The organism is Pandoraea horticolens (assembly GCF_902459555.1).
Lineage (GTDB): Bacteria > Pseudomonadota > Gammaproteobacteria > Burkholderiales > Burkholderiaceae > Pandoraea > Pandoraea horticolens.
Window position 1 is genome coordinate 151,152 of sequence record NZ_CABPSM010000008.1, and the last position, 13,547, is coordinate 164,698.

Sequence of the window (13,547 nt, forward strand, 5' to 3'; positions counted from 1 at the left end):
TCTCGTCGTATAGCTTGTTAGAGCGATGCAGCCAGGGCCTGAACCATTGCCGCATTCTCCGTGGGGGTGCCGACCGTCAATCTCAGGCAATTGGCCAGCAATACGTGCATTTTACCCACGTTTTTGATCAACACCTTGTGTGCGAGCATGCCAGCGTGCGTTTTGTCCACATCCGGCACACGAACGAGCAGGAAATTCGCGTCGCTCGGGAACACCGTCGTACCGGGCAGCGCCGCCACGGCCGCAGCCAGCCGCGTGCGTTCGGCCCGCAATTCGGCCGCCTGCGCGTCGAGCACATCGAGGTGATCGAGCATGAATTCGGCACACGCCTGAGTAAGCACATTCACGTTGTACGGCGGGCGCACCTTGTCGAGTTGGTCCAGCCAGTCCGCACTGCCCGCCACGTAGCCCAACCGGATACCCGCCAGACCGAGCTTGGAGACGGTGCGCATCACCAGCAGATTCGGAAACTCCGGCAGGCGCGGCATCCACGTTTTCCGGGCAAACGGCTGATACGCCTCGTCGATCACCACCAGCCCCCGGCCAGCGGCGCGTATGAGTGCTTCGATGTCGTCGTCGGCAAACAGATTGCCCGTGGGGTTGTTCGGGTAGGCCAGATAGACCACCGCGCCCGGATGCGCCGCGATGGCGTTCAGCATCGCCGGCATATCGAGCGAAAAGTCGGGACGCAACGGCACGCCAACGAACTCGATGCCCGCAAAGCGCGAGGACATCTCGTACATGACGAAGCCCGGCGTCGGGGCGATCACGGCAGCGCCCGGACGCGCCGTGGCGATGGCGATCATGCTGATGATCTCGTCCGACCCGTTGCCCAGCAACAGCCGCGCCCCGGCCGGCACGCCCATCGTGCGCGCGAGCTTGTCGAGCAGCGCCTGCGGACGCGGCGCCGGGTAGCGGTTGAGCGCCACGTCGGCCAGACGACGCCCCAGTTCGCCGCGCAGTGCGTCCGGCAGGCCATACGGGTTCTCCATCGCGTCGAGCTTGAGGAAGCCGCTGGCATCGGACACGGGGTAGGTGCTCATGGCGAGCACGTCGGGGCGGATCACTTGATCGACGGACATGGCGAAGAATGAGGTTCGTGTGTGAAGGTCGTGTAGCGCGAATCAGTTGAAAGCGAAGGTCAGCCGTCCCGCATCGGCGCCGTCGATCTTGACGGTGCACCGGCGGCCGGTCTCCACGCTGCCGAGGGCGTCGGTAATGCGCTGCACGCGCACGCCGGTCTGCCAGGACAGCGCCTGCGCCACGGCCGGACTCACACGCGCGGGCGACGCCTCGGCCTCGCAGCGCATGGCCACAAGGCGGTTGCCAACGCGTCCGAACACCCCGTGGGCGACTTCGTCGTCCGTGCCGCGCAGGGCGGTCTTGCCGTTGAGCCGCAATACGTAGACGTCGTTGTCGAATGCCTGACGACGCACGCACACCGTCAAACGCTCGGCGGACGCACCGTCGAACGTCGCGTGCTGGCAGTTATTGCTGGCGGCATGAGCAGCGGCGCTGGCCGTGACACCGAGGGCAAACACGGCGGCAGCCCGCAGCGCAGCCCGCGCAAAGCGGGCTGACAGCGAAAACGACGGGGAAGCAGGAATTGCGCGGGTCCGACGCCAGGCGGCGGCCGGCGTCGTTTGACAGTACGCGGGCCGCAGGGCGTCGTCGCGCATGTCAGGACTCGCGATGCGAACGGTATTCGGCACTGCGCGCGTGCGCTTGCAGGCCTTCGCCGTACGCCAGTTCGGCGGCAATCTCGCCGAGCATGCGGGCACCGCTCTCGCTCACTTCGATGAGACTCGAACGCTTGATGAAGTCGTACACGCCCAGCGGCGACGAAAAACGCGCGGTACGCGACGTTGGCAGCACGTGGTTGGGACCAGCGCAGTAATCGCCCAGGCTCTCGCTCGTGAACTTGCCGAGGAAGATCGCACCGGCGTGACGGATCTTCTCGCCCCACTGCTGCGGCGTCTCGGCCGAGATTTCGAGGTGCTCCGGCGCGATCACGTTGGCGATCTCGCAGGCTTCCGCCATATCCCGCACCTTGACCAGCGCGCCACGGCCTTGCAGCGACGCAGCGATCACGTCGCGACGCGGCATCTCGTCGATCTGCCGCTCCATCGAGGCATGCACGCGTGCAAGGTATTGGGCGTCCGGGCACAGCAGAATCGACTGTGCGAGTTCGTCGTGCTCGGCCTGCGAGAACAGGTCCATGGCAACCCAGTCGGGGTTTGTCGAACCATCGCAGATGACGAGGATTTCGGACGGCCCGGCGATCATGTCGATGCCGACGGTGCCGAACACACGACGCTTGGCTGCGGCCACGAAGGCGTTGCCCGGGCCGACGATCTTGTCGACGGCAGGCACCGTTTCGGTGCCATACGCCAGCGCCGCGACGGCCTGCGCGCCACCGATGGTGAACACGCGGTCCACACCGGCGATGTGCGCAGCGGCAAGCACCAGCGGGTTCTGCACGCCGTCCGGCGTGGGCACCACCATGATGATGTCCTTCACGCCAGCCACACGCGCCGGAATCGCGTTCATCAGCACGGACGACGGATACGCCGCCTTGCCGCCCGGCACATAGATGCCCACGCGGTCGAGCGGCGTGATCTTCTGGCCCAGCACCGTGCCGTCCGGCTCGGTGTACTGCCAGCTATGGGTGCCGCATTCGATGCGTTGCTTCTCGTGATAGGCACGCACGCGGGCGGCCGCCGCTTCGAGCGCGGCGCGGCGCTTCGGCTCGAGGCTCTCGAGCGCTGCGGCCAGCGCCTCGGCGGGCAGTTCGAGCGCCGCCATGCCGCCCGCGCTCAGACGGTCGAACTTGTTGGTGTATTCGATAACGGCCGCATCGCCGCGCGTCTTCACGTCGGCAAGAATTTCGGCGGCCGCGCGGTCGATGGCGGCGTCTTCGCTCGCCTCGAACGCCAGAACGTCGCGAAGCTGCTTCGCGAAGCCTTCAGCGGAGGAATCGAGTTTGCGAATATCGAGTTTCATGCTGTTTGCCGGGACGCCTGCTCGAAGGCATCCAGAATAGGCTGCAACGACTCACGTTTCAACTTGAGCGCAGCCTGGTTGATTACGAGGCGGGACGAGATGTCCATGATCTCTTCCACTTCCACCAGATTGTTGGCCCGCAGCGTACCGCCAGTGCTCACCAGATCGACGATCGCGTCGGCCAGTCCCACGAGCGGACCCAATTCCATCGAGCCGTACAGCTTGATCAGGTCGACGTGCACGCCCTTGGCCGCGAAGTGCTCGCGCGCGGTCTGCACGTACTTGGTCGCCACCCGCAGGCGCGCACCCTGACGTACAGCATTCGCGTAATCGAAGCCCTTCGGTACAGCCACAGACATGCGGCAGCGCGCAATGTTCAAATCAATCGGCTGGTACAGACCTCCGCCGCCGTGTTCAATGAGCACGTCCTTGCCGGCCACGCCGAAGTCGGCGGCACCATATTGCACATAGGTCGGCACGTCGGTCGCGCGCACGATGATCACCCGCAGGTTCGGGTCCGTCGTCGGCAGAATCAGCTTGCGCGAGGTCTCCGGGTCTTCCGTGACTTCGATACCGGCAGCGGCCAGCAACGGCAGCGTCTCCGTGAAGATACGGCCTTTGGAAAGCGCCAGCGTCAACGGCTGAGCGAGCGGCTGGGCCGGCTTGGCGGAACTCATGCAATCTCTCCCTGGCGTGCTTCGACACGCCGGATTCGCGCGCCCACGGCGCGCAACTTTGCCTCGATACGATAATAGCCGCGATCGAGGTGATGAATACGGTCAACGAGCGTGCGGCCGTCGGCCGTCAAGCCCGCGACGATCAGGCTGGCGGAAGCGCGCAAATCGGTCGCCATGACATGCGCACCCGACAGGCGATCCACGCCGGAAATCCGCGCCGTGTTGCCGTCGACGCCGATATTTGCGCCCAAACGCATCAATTCCTGCACGTGCATGAAGCGGTTCTCGAAGATCGTTTCGACGACCTGCGAGGCCCCCTCGGCAATGCAGTTCAGCGCCATGAACTGGGCTTGCATGTCGGTCGGGAACGCCGGATATTCCGACGTCCGGAAACTCACCGCGCGCGCGCGCCGGTCCATCGTCGCGCGCAGCCAATCTGCACCGGCGCTCACGTTGGCGCCGGTTTCTCGCAACTTCCCGATCACGGCGTCGAGCGTGGACGGCACTACGCGACGCAGCGTGATGTCGCCACGCGTTGCCACGGCCGCGCATAGAAACGTGCCGGCTTCGATCCGGTCGGGCACGACATCGTGCGTTGCACCATGCAAGCGGGCCACGCCGGTCACCACCAGACGATCGGTGCCGATGCCCTCGATCTTCGCCCCCATCTTCACCAGCAGGTGGGCCAGATCCGTCACTTCCGGCTCGCGTGCGGCGTTGGCCAGCACGGTCACGCCGTCGGCGAGCGTTGCCGCCATGAGCAGGTTTTCGGTGCCCGTCACGGTAATCATGTCCGTCACGAGCGTCTCGCCACGCAGGCGTGCCGCCCTGGCGACGATGTCGCCGTGCGTCAGCATGATCTCGGCGCCCATCTTCTGCAGGCCCTTGATGTGCTGATCGACCGGACGCGCCCCGATGGCGCATCCGCCCGGCAGCGACACGCGCGCTTCGCCACAGCGGGCGAGCAACGGGCCGAGCACGAGAATCGACGCCCGCATCGTCTTCACGAGGTCGTAAGGGGCCGCAGGCTCGGTGATCTGCGACGCGTCGAGCGTTACCGATTCGCCGCGGCGCTCGACCTTGACGCCCATGCGCGCGAGCAGTGTCAGCATGGTGCGCACGTCGTGCAGATCGGGCACGTTACCGAGCACCAGCGGCTCAGCCGTGAGCAGACTCGCGCACAGAATGGGCAGCGCGGCGTTCTTGGCACCCGAGACGGTAATCTCTCCTGCCAGCCGCTCGCAACCTTCGATTTCAAGGTGGTCCGCGGCCACGCGCTCGCCGGCGGCGGCCTCGCTGTTGCCGGCGGCGCCAGCGCTCTCTTGCGTAATCCTCATTGCGCCTGATACTCCGTGGGCGTGAGGGTCTTCATCGACAGCGCATGAATTTCCGCCTTCATGCGATCGCCCAGCGCGGCGTACACGAGTTGATGACGCGCAATGAGGCGCTTGCCTTCAAATTGCGCGCTCACGATGGTCGCGAAGAAGTGCTGACCATCGCCTTCGACGGCCACGTGTTCGCAAGCCAGACCGGCTTCGATGTACTGTTTGATTTGTTCGGGGGTAGGCAGCATTGCCGATCCTAGAGAAGTTCAGTGACGCAGTTTGTAGCCGCGGCGCAGCAGATTCAGCGCCACGATTGCGAGTATCAGGAACGTCGCGCCGACGACGGCGAGGCTCGTCTCCGGGGCCACGTCGGACACGCCGAAGAAGCCGTAGCGGAACCCGTCGATCATGTAGAAAAACGGGTTGAAGTGAGAGACAGCCTGCCACAGCGGCGGCAGCGAGTGAATCGAGTAAAACACGCCCGCGAGGAACGTCGCCGGCATGATCAGGAAGTTCTGGAACGCCGCGAGCTGGTCGAACTTCTCGGCCCAGATGCCCGCGATCAGTCCCAACGTCCCGAGAATCGCCGCCCCGAGGAACGCGAAGCCGATGATCCACAGCGGCGCGGCAAACGACAGATGCGTGAACGCCGCCGTCACCACGAAGACGCCCAGCCCCACCGACAGCCCGCGCACCACGGCGGCGAGCACGTACGCGCCGTACATCTCCCAATGCGAGAGCGGCGGCAGCAGCACGAACACAAGGTTGCCCGTGATCTTGGACTGAATCAGCGACGACGAACTGTTGGCGAACGCGTTCTGCAACACGCTCATCATCACGAGACCCGGCACCAGAAACGCGGTGTAGGTGATCTGGTCATAGACCTTCACGCGATCTTCGAGCACATGGCCGAAGATCATCAGATACAGCAGCGCAGTGAGCACCGGCGCACCCACGGTCTGGAAGCTCACCTTCCAGAAACGCAGCACTTCCTTATAGAGCAGCGTGCGAAAGCCGATCATGCTGCCACCTCCTGCGCGCGCGAGCCGGACATGATCTGCACGAACACGTCCTCGAGATCGGCCTTCTGAATGTCGATGTCCTCGACGATGCCGCCCGCCGCACGGCAGGTGGCGAGAATCGATTCCACTTCGTCGCAGCCTGCCAGACGCAGCGCGAACTGATGCCCGCCCGTGTCCTGTCCGTCGACCAGCAGGGGGCGCAGTTCGTCGGGCAGCGTGCCTTGCTTGAAACGCAGCACGAGACGCGTGCCCGCGAAGCGCTGAAGCAGCGAGGCAGTGCGCTCGAGCGCTACGACTTCACCGCGCTTGAGCATGGCGATGCGATCGCACAACGTTTCGGCTTCTTCCAGATAGTGCGTGGTCAGCACGATGGTGTGGCCTTCACGGTTCAGACGCGAGATGAACTTCCAGAGCGTCTGACGCAGTTCCACGTCGACCCCGGCGGTCGGCTCGTCGAGCACGATCACCGGCGGACGGTGCACGAGCGCCTGCGCCACGAGTACGCGCCGCTTCATGCCGCCCGAGAGCTGGCGCATGTTGGCATTCGCCTTGTCGGTCAGATCGAGGTTGGCCATCACTTCGTCGATCCAGTCGTCGTTGCGCGTCAGTCCGAAGTAGCCGGACTGGATACGCAACGTTTCACGCACGGAGAAGAACGGATCGAAAACGAGTTCCTGCGGCACCACGCCGAGCTTGCGGCGGGCATTGCGGTAGTCTCGTACCACGTCGTGCCCGAGCACGCTGATACTGCCCGCATCCGCGCGCGCGAGGCCCGCGAGAATGCTGATCAACGTAGTCTTGCCAGCGCCGTTGGGGCCGAGCAGACCGAAGAATTCACCTTCTTCGATCGAGAAGCTGACGCCCTTGAGCGCCTGCAACGCCTGATAGCGTTTTTTGACGTTACGGATTTCGATGGCGGCCATGGACTGCGCGCACCCGTCTTGGCGGGCACGCCATTGTGTTCTCCGGTCACGGCTGGCCGTGGGCGCTGACCGCTGGGATCGCGGCAGCAGCCAAATCGGCGGCAAGGGTGCCCGGATGGAGATAACTGCCCAAAAGTCGGCAGAAAACCCCTGATTATAAAGGAAGCCGGTACTGGCCGTGCTTACAGCCGGTCTGGCAGTGCCGTAACGTCCATAACGCCCATAACGCCGGTAACGGCTGTAACACACGACGTTCGGCGGGCACTACCGCATGGCCCACAAAAAAAGCGCCGTAGGGAGACGGCGCTTTCTTCAGGGGCGGCAGTCCGGCCAGACGCATCAGCTCGAGAGCAGATGGTCGACACCGTACACCAGCGCAAGGCTGGCCAATCCCGTCGGCAAGTTAGTGAACGCCAACGTCGCACCGCGGCGAACCGCATGGCGGCGCAGCGCCAGCAACACGGCAAGCGCCGACGAGTCGAAATGCGTCAGTCCGGCGCAATCGATCTGGGTTTCGCCCGCATCGATGCGATCGATAGCCTTTGCGAGAACGTCGCCGGCGGTGTCGTGCGTGAGGTCGGTCTGCAACGCGAGCATGCGCTTACTTGCCGCCGGCGAGTTGCTGGTTGCGCTCGGTCAGGAACTTGATCAGGCCATCGATGCCCGATTGATTGACCTTCTCCGAGAATTGATTGCGGTACGTCTGGATGAGCCAGGCGCCCAGCACGTTTAAGTCGTACAGCTTCCATTCGCCGCTGGCCGTCTTGTACAGGCGGTAGTCGAGTTCGACCGGCTGACCGTTGTTGATGACATCGGTGTAGACCACGACGTCGGTGTCGTTCGGCTGAGCGCGAAACGGCTTGTAGTTGATCTGCTGGTCACGAATCTGCGCAATGGCGCCTGCATACGTGCGCAGCAACAACATCTTGAACTGCTCCGTCAGTTGCTGACGCTGAACTTCGGTCGCCGTTGCCCAAGCGCGGCCCGTCGCCAATTGTGTGGTCCGCTTGAAGTCGGCGTGCGGCATGATCTTCTGCTCGACCAGCTTGGTGATGCTGTTCAGATCGCCCTTCTGGATGTTCGGATCGCTCTTGGCGGCGATCATGACTTCGGTCACGGTCTGCTTGACCAGCACTTCCGGGGCCTGCGCCTGCGCCACGGCGGAGCCGGCGGCGGTGTACGTCATGAACGCCATGACGGGAATGAGCCAGAACTTCTTCATTGTGGACTTCCTCTTTCGAGTAACGAGTGTTGCGAGATTGGATACCCGCGTCGTGTCTTGAGTTCTCGGAATGACGGCAGTGTCGTGTAACAAACTGTTGCCCGAAGGGCCTGCCGACGGCGCCCCGGCGAGCGGGGCGCGCTTCATATATTCGGATCGACGCCGAACTGCGCTCGATCCGCGTCGATCAACGATGGAACGGCAGGCCGCCCGGGACCAACTTTCCGGGCACCGGCGAGCCTTGCGGCACTTCCGATTCGCCCTGCGCGCCCGAGGCCGGCGCCGGTGCCGGCGCGCTTGCGCCCGACGCGGGTGTGGCCGGCATCGGCTGTTGCTTGCCGCCGGCGGCCCCTGCGGCGCCCGCCGCGTCCCCTTCGTCCTCGTAGTTCGGCAGCGTGGCATCACCCGATGCGCCGCCATTGATCAGGTACTTGCGACGCGCCAGATAGGCGTCCCGCGTGAACGAGTACGGATCGAGTGCGGCAGCTTCCAGCAGGCTCGATGCGTCGAGCAGGTTCGCCCGCGTGTTCACCAGACGCACGCCAAAGAGCGAATAGCTCACCCAGTCCGGCCTGATGTAAGACGTCGGATCGATGACCATGTTGCCGGCCATGCCGACGGTGTCGCGCACGGTGCTCGGCCCGAGCAATGGCAGCACGAGGTACGGACCATCAGGCAAGCCCCACTTGCCCAACGTCACGCCGAAATCCTGGCTGTGCTTCGGCAGCCCGGCCGGCGTTGCGAAGTCGAACAGACCGCCCACGCCGAAGAACGTGTTGATCGTCAGGCGCATCAGATCCTGCGCGGCGGCCGTGATCTCCAACTGCAACAGATTGTTGGCGAAGTTGTACACGTCGCCCACGTTCGAGAAGAAGTTCGTGACCATGTCGCGCGCCGGATCCGGCACCGCGTAGCGGTAGCCCTTGGCTACCGGTACCAGGACAGCCTTGTCGAGCGTGTCATTGAATGTATACATCGAACGGTTGAAACCTTCGATGGGGTCAGCGGCATTCGGGTTGGTGACGGTGGCGCAACCTGCCAGCGTCATTGCGCCGGCGGCGAGCACTACCGAAGTACGGAAGCGGGTCATTCTCTTATTTTCCTTGGTTTACCGTTGCTGCCCCTTGCGCCGGTGGGGCAGCAGGAGTTGCCGGCGCCTGCGCAGCCGATGCACCGCCCGCCTGGGCGCCACCGGCATCCGCCGCCTTGTTATACAGGAACTGGCCGATCAGATTTTCCAACACGATGGCGGATTGTGTGAGCGTGATCGTATCACCGCCCTTGAGCATCTGATCGTCACCGCCGGGCTCAAGGCCGATGTATTGCTCGCCGAGCAGACCCGAGGTCAGGATCTTCGCCGACGAGTCCTTCGGAAACTGGTACTGCGCATCGATATTGAGCGTGACATCGGCCAGATAACGCTTGTCGTCGAACCTGATCGACGCCACGCGACCGACCACCACGCCCGCGCTCTTGACCGGCGCACGCGGCTTGAGACCGCCGATGTTGTCGAAGCGCACCGTTACCGGATACGTACTCGAGAACGACAGCGAACTCATGTTGCCAGCCTTGAGCGCGAGGAACAGCAGTGCTGCAAATCCGAGAACCACGAACAGGCCGACCCAGAAGTCGAGGGGGTGTTTTTTCATTGTGTCAGTGTGCGCAAACTGTCTGTCTATGTCTTGGCAGGCACGTTGGCCCGTTAGCTGAACATGAGGGCCGTGAGCAGGAAGTCGAGGCCGAGCACGGCCAGCGATGCCTGCACCACCGTGCGCGTAGTCGCACGCGACACGCCCTCCGGTGTCGGATGCGCCTCGAACCCCTGATACAGCGCGATAAATGTGACGGCAATGCCGAACACGATGCTCTTGATGACGCCGTTGGCGACGTCTGCCCACACGTCCACGCCGCCTTGCATCTGCGACCAGAACGCGCCGGAGTCCACGCCGATCAATTGCACGCCGACCAGATAACCGCCAAAAATACCCACGGCCGAGAAGATCGCCGCAAGAATCGGCATGGCGATCACGCCGGCCCAGAAACGCGGGGCCACCACACGCGCGATCGGATCGATCGCCATCATCTCCATGGCGGTCAGTTGTTCGCCCGCCTTCATCAGACCGATTTCGGCCGTGAGCGAAGTGCCGGCGCGTCCAGCGAACAGCAACGCCGACACCACCGGGCCCAGCTCACGCACCAACGAGAGCGCCACGAGCAGCCCCAGCGCCTGTTCCGAGCCGTACTTATTGAGTGTGTAATAGCCCTGCAAGCCCAGCACGAAGCCGACGAACAGGCCCGAGACGGCAATGATGACGAACGAATAGTTGCCCAGAAAATGCACCTGGTCGGTCACCAGACGGGGCCGGCGCAACAGCGCGCCGCTCGAGCGAAGCATGCGCAGGAACAAGCGTGCGCCGTAGCCGACTCGCTCAACGTGGCCGCGAACAAAACTGCCAATGGCGGTGATCATGCACGCGCTCCGATACCGAAATCTTCCGCCAGCGGTGGTGCGGGATACTGAAACTTCACAGGGCCGTCCGGCTGCGCGTCGATGAACTGGCGCACCGTCGGGTCGTTCGAGGCACGCAGCGCGTCGGGCTCACCCTCTGCCGCAATGCGGCCTTCGCTGATGAAATAGATGTAGTCGGCGATGGTGAACGTCTCCACAACATCGTGCGAAACAATGATGGACGTGGCGCCCAGCGCATCGTTGAGCTTGCGAATCAAATTCGCCGTAATGCCCATCGAGATCGGGTCCAGACCGGTGAACGGCTCATCGTACATGATGAGGTCCGGGTCCAGCGCCATCGTGCGTGCCAGCGCCACACGGCGCGCCATCCCGCCCGAGATCTCGGCCGGCTTCATGTCGCGTGCGCCACGCAGTCCGACCGCGTTGAGCTTCATCAGCACAAGATCGCGAATGAGTTCTTCATCAAGCCGGGTGTGTTCGCGTAGCGGGAACGCCACGTTGTCGAACACCGTCATGTCGGTGAAGAGTGCACCGAACTGGAACAGCATGCCCATGCGGCGACGCAGCCGGTACCAACCGTTGTGGTCGAGCGAGGCAACATCGGTGCCGTCGAAATCGACAGTGCCCTGGCTGGCATGGACGAGCCCGCCGATCAGGCGCAGCACCGTTGTCTTGCCGCAACCCGAGCCGCCCATGACGGCAATGACCTTTCCGCGGGGAAACCGCATATTCAACCCGGAAAGCACCAGACGTTCGCCGTAACCAAAGCTAACGTCGCGCAATTCGAGCAAATTTTCCGGATTCGGGGTAGGCACGTTTCGGGTCTTATAGTGCGGCGCAAAACGCCAATTATAGGGGGGAATGCAAATCGATGCCGCCCAACCAGGGTGGGCGAAAGCGAGGATCGGCGCAGCCCCGCGGCATTCTACAGTGCCTTGGCATATTCGCGCCGACGCGTTCCGAAGCGCGCAACAGACAGAAAACGTAACCGCAGCAAAGACTTACCAATACCGTTGCCTGCATGGGTGTTGTGCGGTTGCTACAATATGGCGTTTCACGCAATAAGTCATTGACCCGAATGTCCCGCGCCACGTCATCGCCTTCCCGCCCCCTTCCGACGCAGCCTACGGAGATGCCGAAGTTTCGGATTCGTCCGATGCAACCTAGCGATATTCCCCAGGTGTTGACGGTGCAGGCGCAAGCCTATCTCGATCTGATGCATGAGTCGGAAGCCACGCTGGCCTCGCGGCTCACGTTGTCGGCGTCCACCTGCTGGGTCGCGGTCGACGCTGGCTCGGCGCACGCTCCGGTGGCCGGCTATCTGTTCACGCATCCCTGGCGCATCGCCGCCCCGCCGCCGCTGGATACTGCCCTCGACGCCCTGCCCGATGCGCCCGACTGCTGGTATGTGCACGATATGGCGCTCGCCCCCCGCACGCGCGGCGCGGGTGTCGCAAGCCAACTGTATACCGTCGCACTGGCTTCGGCGCAGTCGCTGGGGTTGCGTGCGTCGGCGCTTGTCGCGGTGCAGCAATCGCAAGGGTTCTGGGCGCGCTTCGGTTATGTCGCCGCGACGGATGTCTCGCCGCTCATTGCCGCCAAGCTGGCCGGGTACGGCGACGGTGCAGTGTTCATGACACGCAACCTGTAGCCTCCGGCCTGCGGCACATCACGGCACATCAGGCGCGCCGCGCAAACTCCCGCTGCATTCCTTGCACCGCGGCCACGACATCGACGGCTTCCGTCACGGCACGCACGACCGCCGTGCATCCCACGCCCGTATCGAGCACCTGCGCGAGATTCGCCGCGTCGATGCCGCCGATCGCCACCAGCGGGTAATGCGGAGCGATCAATTTCACATACCGCGCCAGCTTCGCAAGCCCCTGCGGCGCAGTTGCGATCACCTTGGTCGTCGTGGGAAACACGGCCCCGACCGCCAGATAGCTTGGCCGGAAGTGATGCCCCGCGAGAATTTCGTAATAGCCATGCGTGCTGATACCCAGCCGCATGCCGCTCGCAAACAGCGCCGCCACCTCGTCGGCCGAGAGCGCCGCCATGTCTTCCTGCCCGAGGTGAACGCCGTACGCGTTCGCTTGCGCCGCCTCGCGCCAGTGGTCGTTGATGAACCATGCGCTGTCGCGCGTCACGCGGCGCCCGGCGGCCACCGTCCGTTCGATCTCCGAACGCAGCGTGGGGTGCGCCGGGTTCTTGATGCGCAATTGAACGGTACCGACCTGAAGATCGGCCATGCGCTCGCACCAGCCGGCATCGGGCAACACCGGATACAGGCCGAGGCGTGACGGGCAGGCCGGGAAGCGCCCGGGCGACGGCACCTGTCCAAGCACAGCAGGGAATGTCTCGAGCACGGTCGGCCATGCCCCCAGCGCACTCTCATCTTCCGGGCGCGCGTGGCTGCCGTCGGTGCGCCAGGCTCGGGCCAGCACGAGGGCGTCGTGCGGCGCGAAGCCGCAGTCGAGAAACGCGGCGAACGCGGGGAAGAAGGCGGGATCGGCCACGCCCGCCACGCGATAAATCGCGTCATGCGTGTACAGCGTGTCTTGCACATGCCCATGCGCGAGCGCGTGCGAACACAGCACGACGGCACCCGCCGCGCGCCAGACGTCGAGCTGCACCGATGCGGCCGTGCCCATCTCGCCTTGCGGCGAAAGCGGCCACCAGACCACGTCACCCCGACCTGCGCCGGCCGGCGTCTGCGCATGCAGACGCCAATGCGGTGCCGTCTTGTCCGAGGGCCATGGCGCGAGCCGCGCGCGAATGTCGGCAGCGGCCTGCTGCCACGCCATGGCAAGCGGTGTGTCGGCGGGCAGGCATTGCACGTGCGGCAACGGGGCGGCGCCGGTATGCGTCGTCATGAAATTTCCTTGTGAATCGGGCGATGCGGGGC

The 13,547-nt window shown here is 64.2% G+C and carries 16 protein-coding genes; 1 reads left to right on the forward strand and 15 read right to left on the reverse strand.

Features of this window, described 5'->3' with window-relative positions:
• Positions 1-17: 17 nt before the first annotated feature.
• The 14 genes from hisC to PHO31112_RS14950 form a co-directional block, all read right to left on the reverse strand.
• On the reverse strand, positions 18-1,082 hold the full coding sequence (gene hisC / locus PHO31112_RS14885; RefSeq protein ID WP_150621215.1) for a histidinol-phosphate transaminase: 1,065 nt from the start codon (positions 1,080-1,082) through the stop codon (positions 18-20).
• 42 nt (positions 1,083-1,124) lie between these two features.
• A complete protein-coding gene (locus PHO31112_RS14890; protein ID WP_150621216.1) occupies positions 1,125-1,679 on the reverse strand; it encodes a hypothetical protein in 555 nt (184 codons plus the stop codon).
• Position 1,680: 1 nt separating this feature from the next.
• Positions 1,681-3,003 carry a histidinol dehydrogenase gene (gene hisD / locus PHO31112_RS14895; protein ID WP_150621217.1) on the reverse strand — a complete coding sequence of 441 codons (1,323 nt, stop codon included), beginning with the start codon at positions 3,001-3,003 and terminating at the stop codon, positions 1,681-1,683.
• Positions 3,000-3,680: an ATP phosphoribosyltransferase gene (gene hisG / locus PHO31112_RS14900; RefSeq protein WP_010808174.1), complete on the reverse strand. Its 681-nt coding sequence runs from the start codon at positions 3,678-3,680 to the stop codon at positions 3,000-3,002. Before hisG ends, hisD begins: the two co-directional genes overlap by 4 nt.
• Complete coding sequence (gene murA, locus PHO31112_RS14905; protein ID WP_150621218.1) at positions 3,677-5,017, reverse strand: UDP-N-acetylglucosamine 1-carboxyvinyltransferase; 1,341 nt, start codon at positions 5,015-5,017, stop codon at positions 3,677-3,679. Before murA ends, hisG begins: the two co-directional genes overlap by 4 nt.
• The gene (locus tag PHO31112_RS14910) at positions 5,014-5,253 is read right to left on the reverse strand and encodes a BolA family protein (protein WP_010808172.1); all 240 of its coding nucleotides are present in this window, start codon (positions 5,251-5,253) and stop codon (positions 5,014-5,016) included. Before PHO31112_RS14910 ends, murA begins: the two co-directional genes overlap by 4 nt.
• Before the next feature lie 18 nt (positions 5,254-5,271).
• Positions 5,272-6,027: an ABC transporter permease gene (locus PHO31112_RS14915; protein WP_150621219.1), complete on the reverse strand. Its 756-nt coding sequence runs from the start codon at positions 6,025-6,027 to the stop codon at positions 5,272-5,274.
• On the reverse strand, positions 6,024-6,950 hold the full coding sequence (locus tag PHO31112_RS14920) for an ABC transporter ATP-binding protein (protein ID WP_010808170.1): 927 nt from the start codon (positions 6,948-6,950) through the stop codon (positions 6,024-6,026). Before PHO31112_RS14920 ends, PHO31112_RS14915 begins: the two co-directional genes overlap by 4 nt.
• Before the next feature lie 339 nt (positions 6,951-7,289).
• A complete protein-coding gene (locus PHO31112_RS14925; protein ID WP_010808169.1) occupies positions 7,290-7,547 on the reverse strand; it encodes an STAS domain-containing protein in 258 nt (85 codons plus the stop codon).
• 4 nt (positions 7,548-7,551) lie between these two features.
• Positions 7,552-8,172, reverse strand: a complete 621-nt coding sequence (locus PHO31112_RS14930; protein ID WP_150621220.1) for an MlaC/ttg2D family ABC transporter substrate-binding protein — start codon at positions 8,170-8,172, stop codon at positions 7,552-7,554.
• 187 nt (positions 8,173-8,359) lie between these two features.
• A complete protein-coding gene (locus tag PHO31112_RS14935) occupies positions 8,360-9,262 on the reverse strand; it encodes an MlaA family lipoprotein (protein ID WP_150621221.1) in 903 nt (300 codons plus the stop codon).
• Positions 9,263-9,266: 4 nt separating this feature from the next.
• Complete coding sequence (gene mlaD / locus PHO31112_RS14940; protein WP_150621222.1) at positions 9,267-9,821, reverse strand: outer membrane lipid asymmetry maintenance protein MlaD; 555 nt, start codon at positions 9,819-9,821, stop codon at positions 9,267-9,269.
• Between the two features lie 53 nt (positions 9,822-9,874).
• Entirely contained in the window at positions 9,875-10,642 is a 768-nt protein-coding gene (mlaE, locus tag PHO31112_RS14945; protein ID WP_150621223.1) for a lipid asymmetry maintenance ABC transporter permease subunit MlaE, read from the reverse strand.
• On the reverse strand, positions 10,639-11,457 hold the full coding sequence (locus PHO31112_RS14950; RefSeq protein ID WP_150621224.1) for an ABC transporter ATP-binding protein: 819 nt from the start codon (positions 11,455-11,457) through the stop codon (positions 10,639-10,641). Before PHO31112_RS14950 ends, mlaE begins: the two co-directional genes overlap by 4 nt.
• A 341-nt stretch (positions 11,458-11,798) precedes the next feature.
• On the opposite strand from PHO31112_RS14950, the gene PHO31112_RS14955 reads away from it, so the two are divergent.
• Entirely contained in the window at positions 11,799-12,293 is a 495-nt protein-coding gene (locus tag PHO31112_RS14955; RefSeq protein ID WP_246178229.1) for a GNAT family N-acetyltransferase, read from the forward strand.
• Positions 12,294-12,321: 28 nt separating this feature from the next.
• Here PHO31112_RS14955 and PHO31112_RS14960 read toward each other — a convergent pair whose 3' ends face one another.
• Positions 12,322-13,515 carry a thiamine phosphate synthase gene (locus PHO31112_RS14960; protein WP_425495201.1) on the reverse strand — a complete coding sequence of 398 codons (1,194 nt, stop codon included), beginning with the start codon at positions 13,513-13,515 and terminating at the stop codon, positions 12,322-12,324.
• Positions 13,516-13,547: the final 32 nt, after the last annotated feature.

What these genes read in the sequence shown, in the direction of transcription:
- hisC (WP_150621215.1), bottom strand. Translation starts at nt 1,082, where the DNA reads ATGTCCGTCGATCAAGTGATCCGCCCCGACGTGCTCGCCATGAGCACC.
- PHO31112_RS14890 (WP_150621216.1), bottom strand. Translation starts at nt 1,679, where the DNA reads ATGCGCGACGACGCCCTGCGGCCCGCGTACTGTCAAACGACGCCGGCC.
- hisD (WP_150621217.1), bottom strand. Translation starts at nt 3,003, where the DNA reads ATGAAACTCGATATTCGCAAACTCGATTCCTCCGCTGAAGGCTTCGCG.
- hisG (WP_010808174.1), bottom strand. Translation starts at nt 3,680, where the DNA reads ATGAGTTCCGCCAAGCCGGCCCAGCCGCTCGCTCAGCCGTTGACGCTG.
- murA (WP_150621218.1), bottom strand. Translation starts at nt 5,017, where the DNA reads ATGAGGATTACGCAAGAGAGCGCTGGCGCCGCCGGCAACAGCGAGGCC.
- PHO31112_RS14910 (WP_010808172.1), bottom strand. Translation starts at nt 5,253, where the DNA reads ATGCTGCCTACCCCCGAACAAATCAAACAGTACATCGAAGCCGGTCTG.
- PHO31112_RS14915 (WP_150621219.1), bottom strand. Translation starts at nt 6,027, where the DNA reads ATGATCGGCTTTCGCACGCTGCTCTATAAGGAAGTGCTGCGTTTCTGG.
- PHO31112_RS14920 (WP_010808170.1), bottom strand. Translation starts at nt 6,950, where the DNA reads ATGGCCGCCATCGAAATCCGTAACGTCAAAAAACGCTATCAGGCGTTG.
- PHO31112_RS14925 (WP_010808169.1), bottom strand. Translation starts at nt 7,547, where the DNA reads ATGCTCGCGTTGCAGACCGACCTCACGCACGACACCGCCGGCGACGTT.
- PHO31112_RS14930 (WP_150621220.1), bottom strand. Translation starts at nt 8,172, where the DNA reads ATGAAGAAGTTCTGGCTCATTCCCGTCATGGCGTTCATGACGTACACC.
- PHO31112_RS14935 (WP_150621221.1), bottom strand. Translation starts at nt 9,262, where the DNA reads ATGACCCGCTTCCGTACTTCGGTAGTGCTCGCCGCCGGCGCAATGACG.
- mlaD (WP_150621222.1), bottom strand. Translation starts at nt 9,821, where the DNA reads ATGAAAAAACACCCCCTCGACTTCTGGGTCGGCCTGTTCGTGGTTCTC.
- mlaE (WP_150621223.1), bottom strand. Translation starts at nt 10,642, where the DNA reads ATGATCACCGCCATTGGCAGTTTTGTTCGCGGCCACGTTGAGCGAGTC.
- PHO31112_RS14955 (WP_246178229.1), top strand. Translation starts at nt 11,799, where the DNA reads ATGCAACCTAGCGATATTCCCCAGGTGTTGACGGTGCAGGCGCAAGCC.
- PHO31112_RS14960 (WP_425495201.1), bottom strand. Translation starts at nt 13,515, where the DNA reads ATGACGACGCATACCGGCGCCGCCCCGTTGCCGCACGTGCAATGCCTG.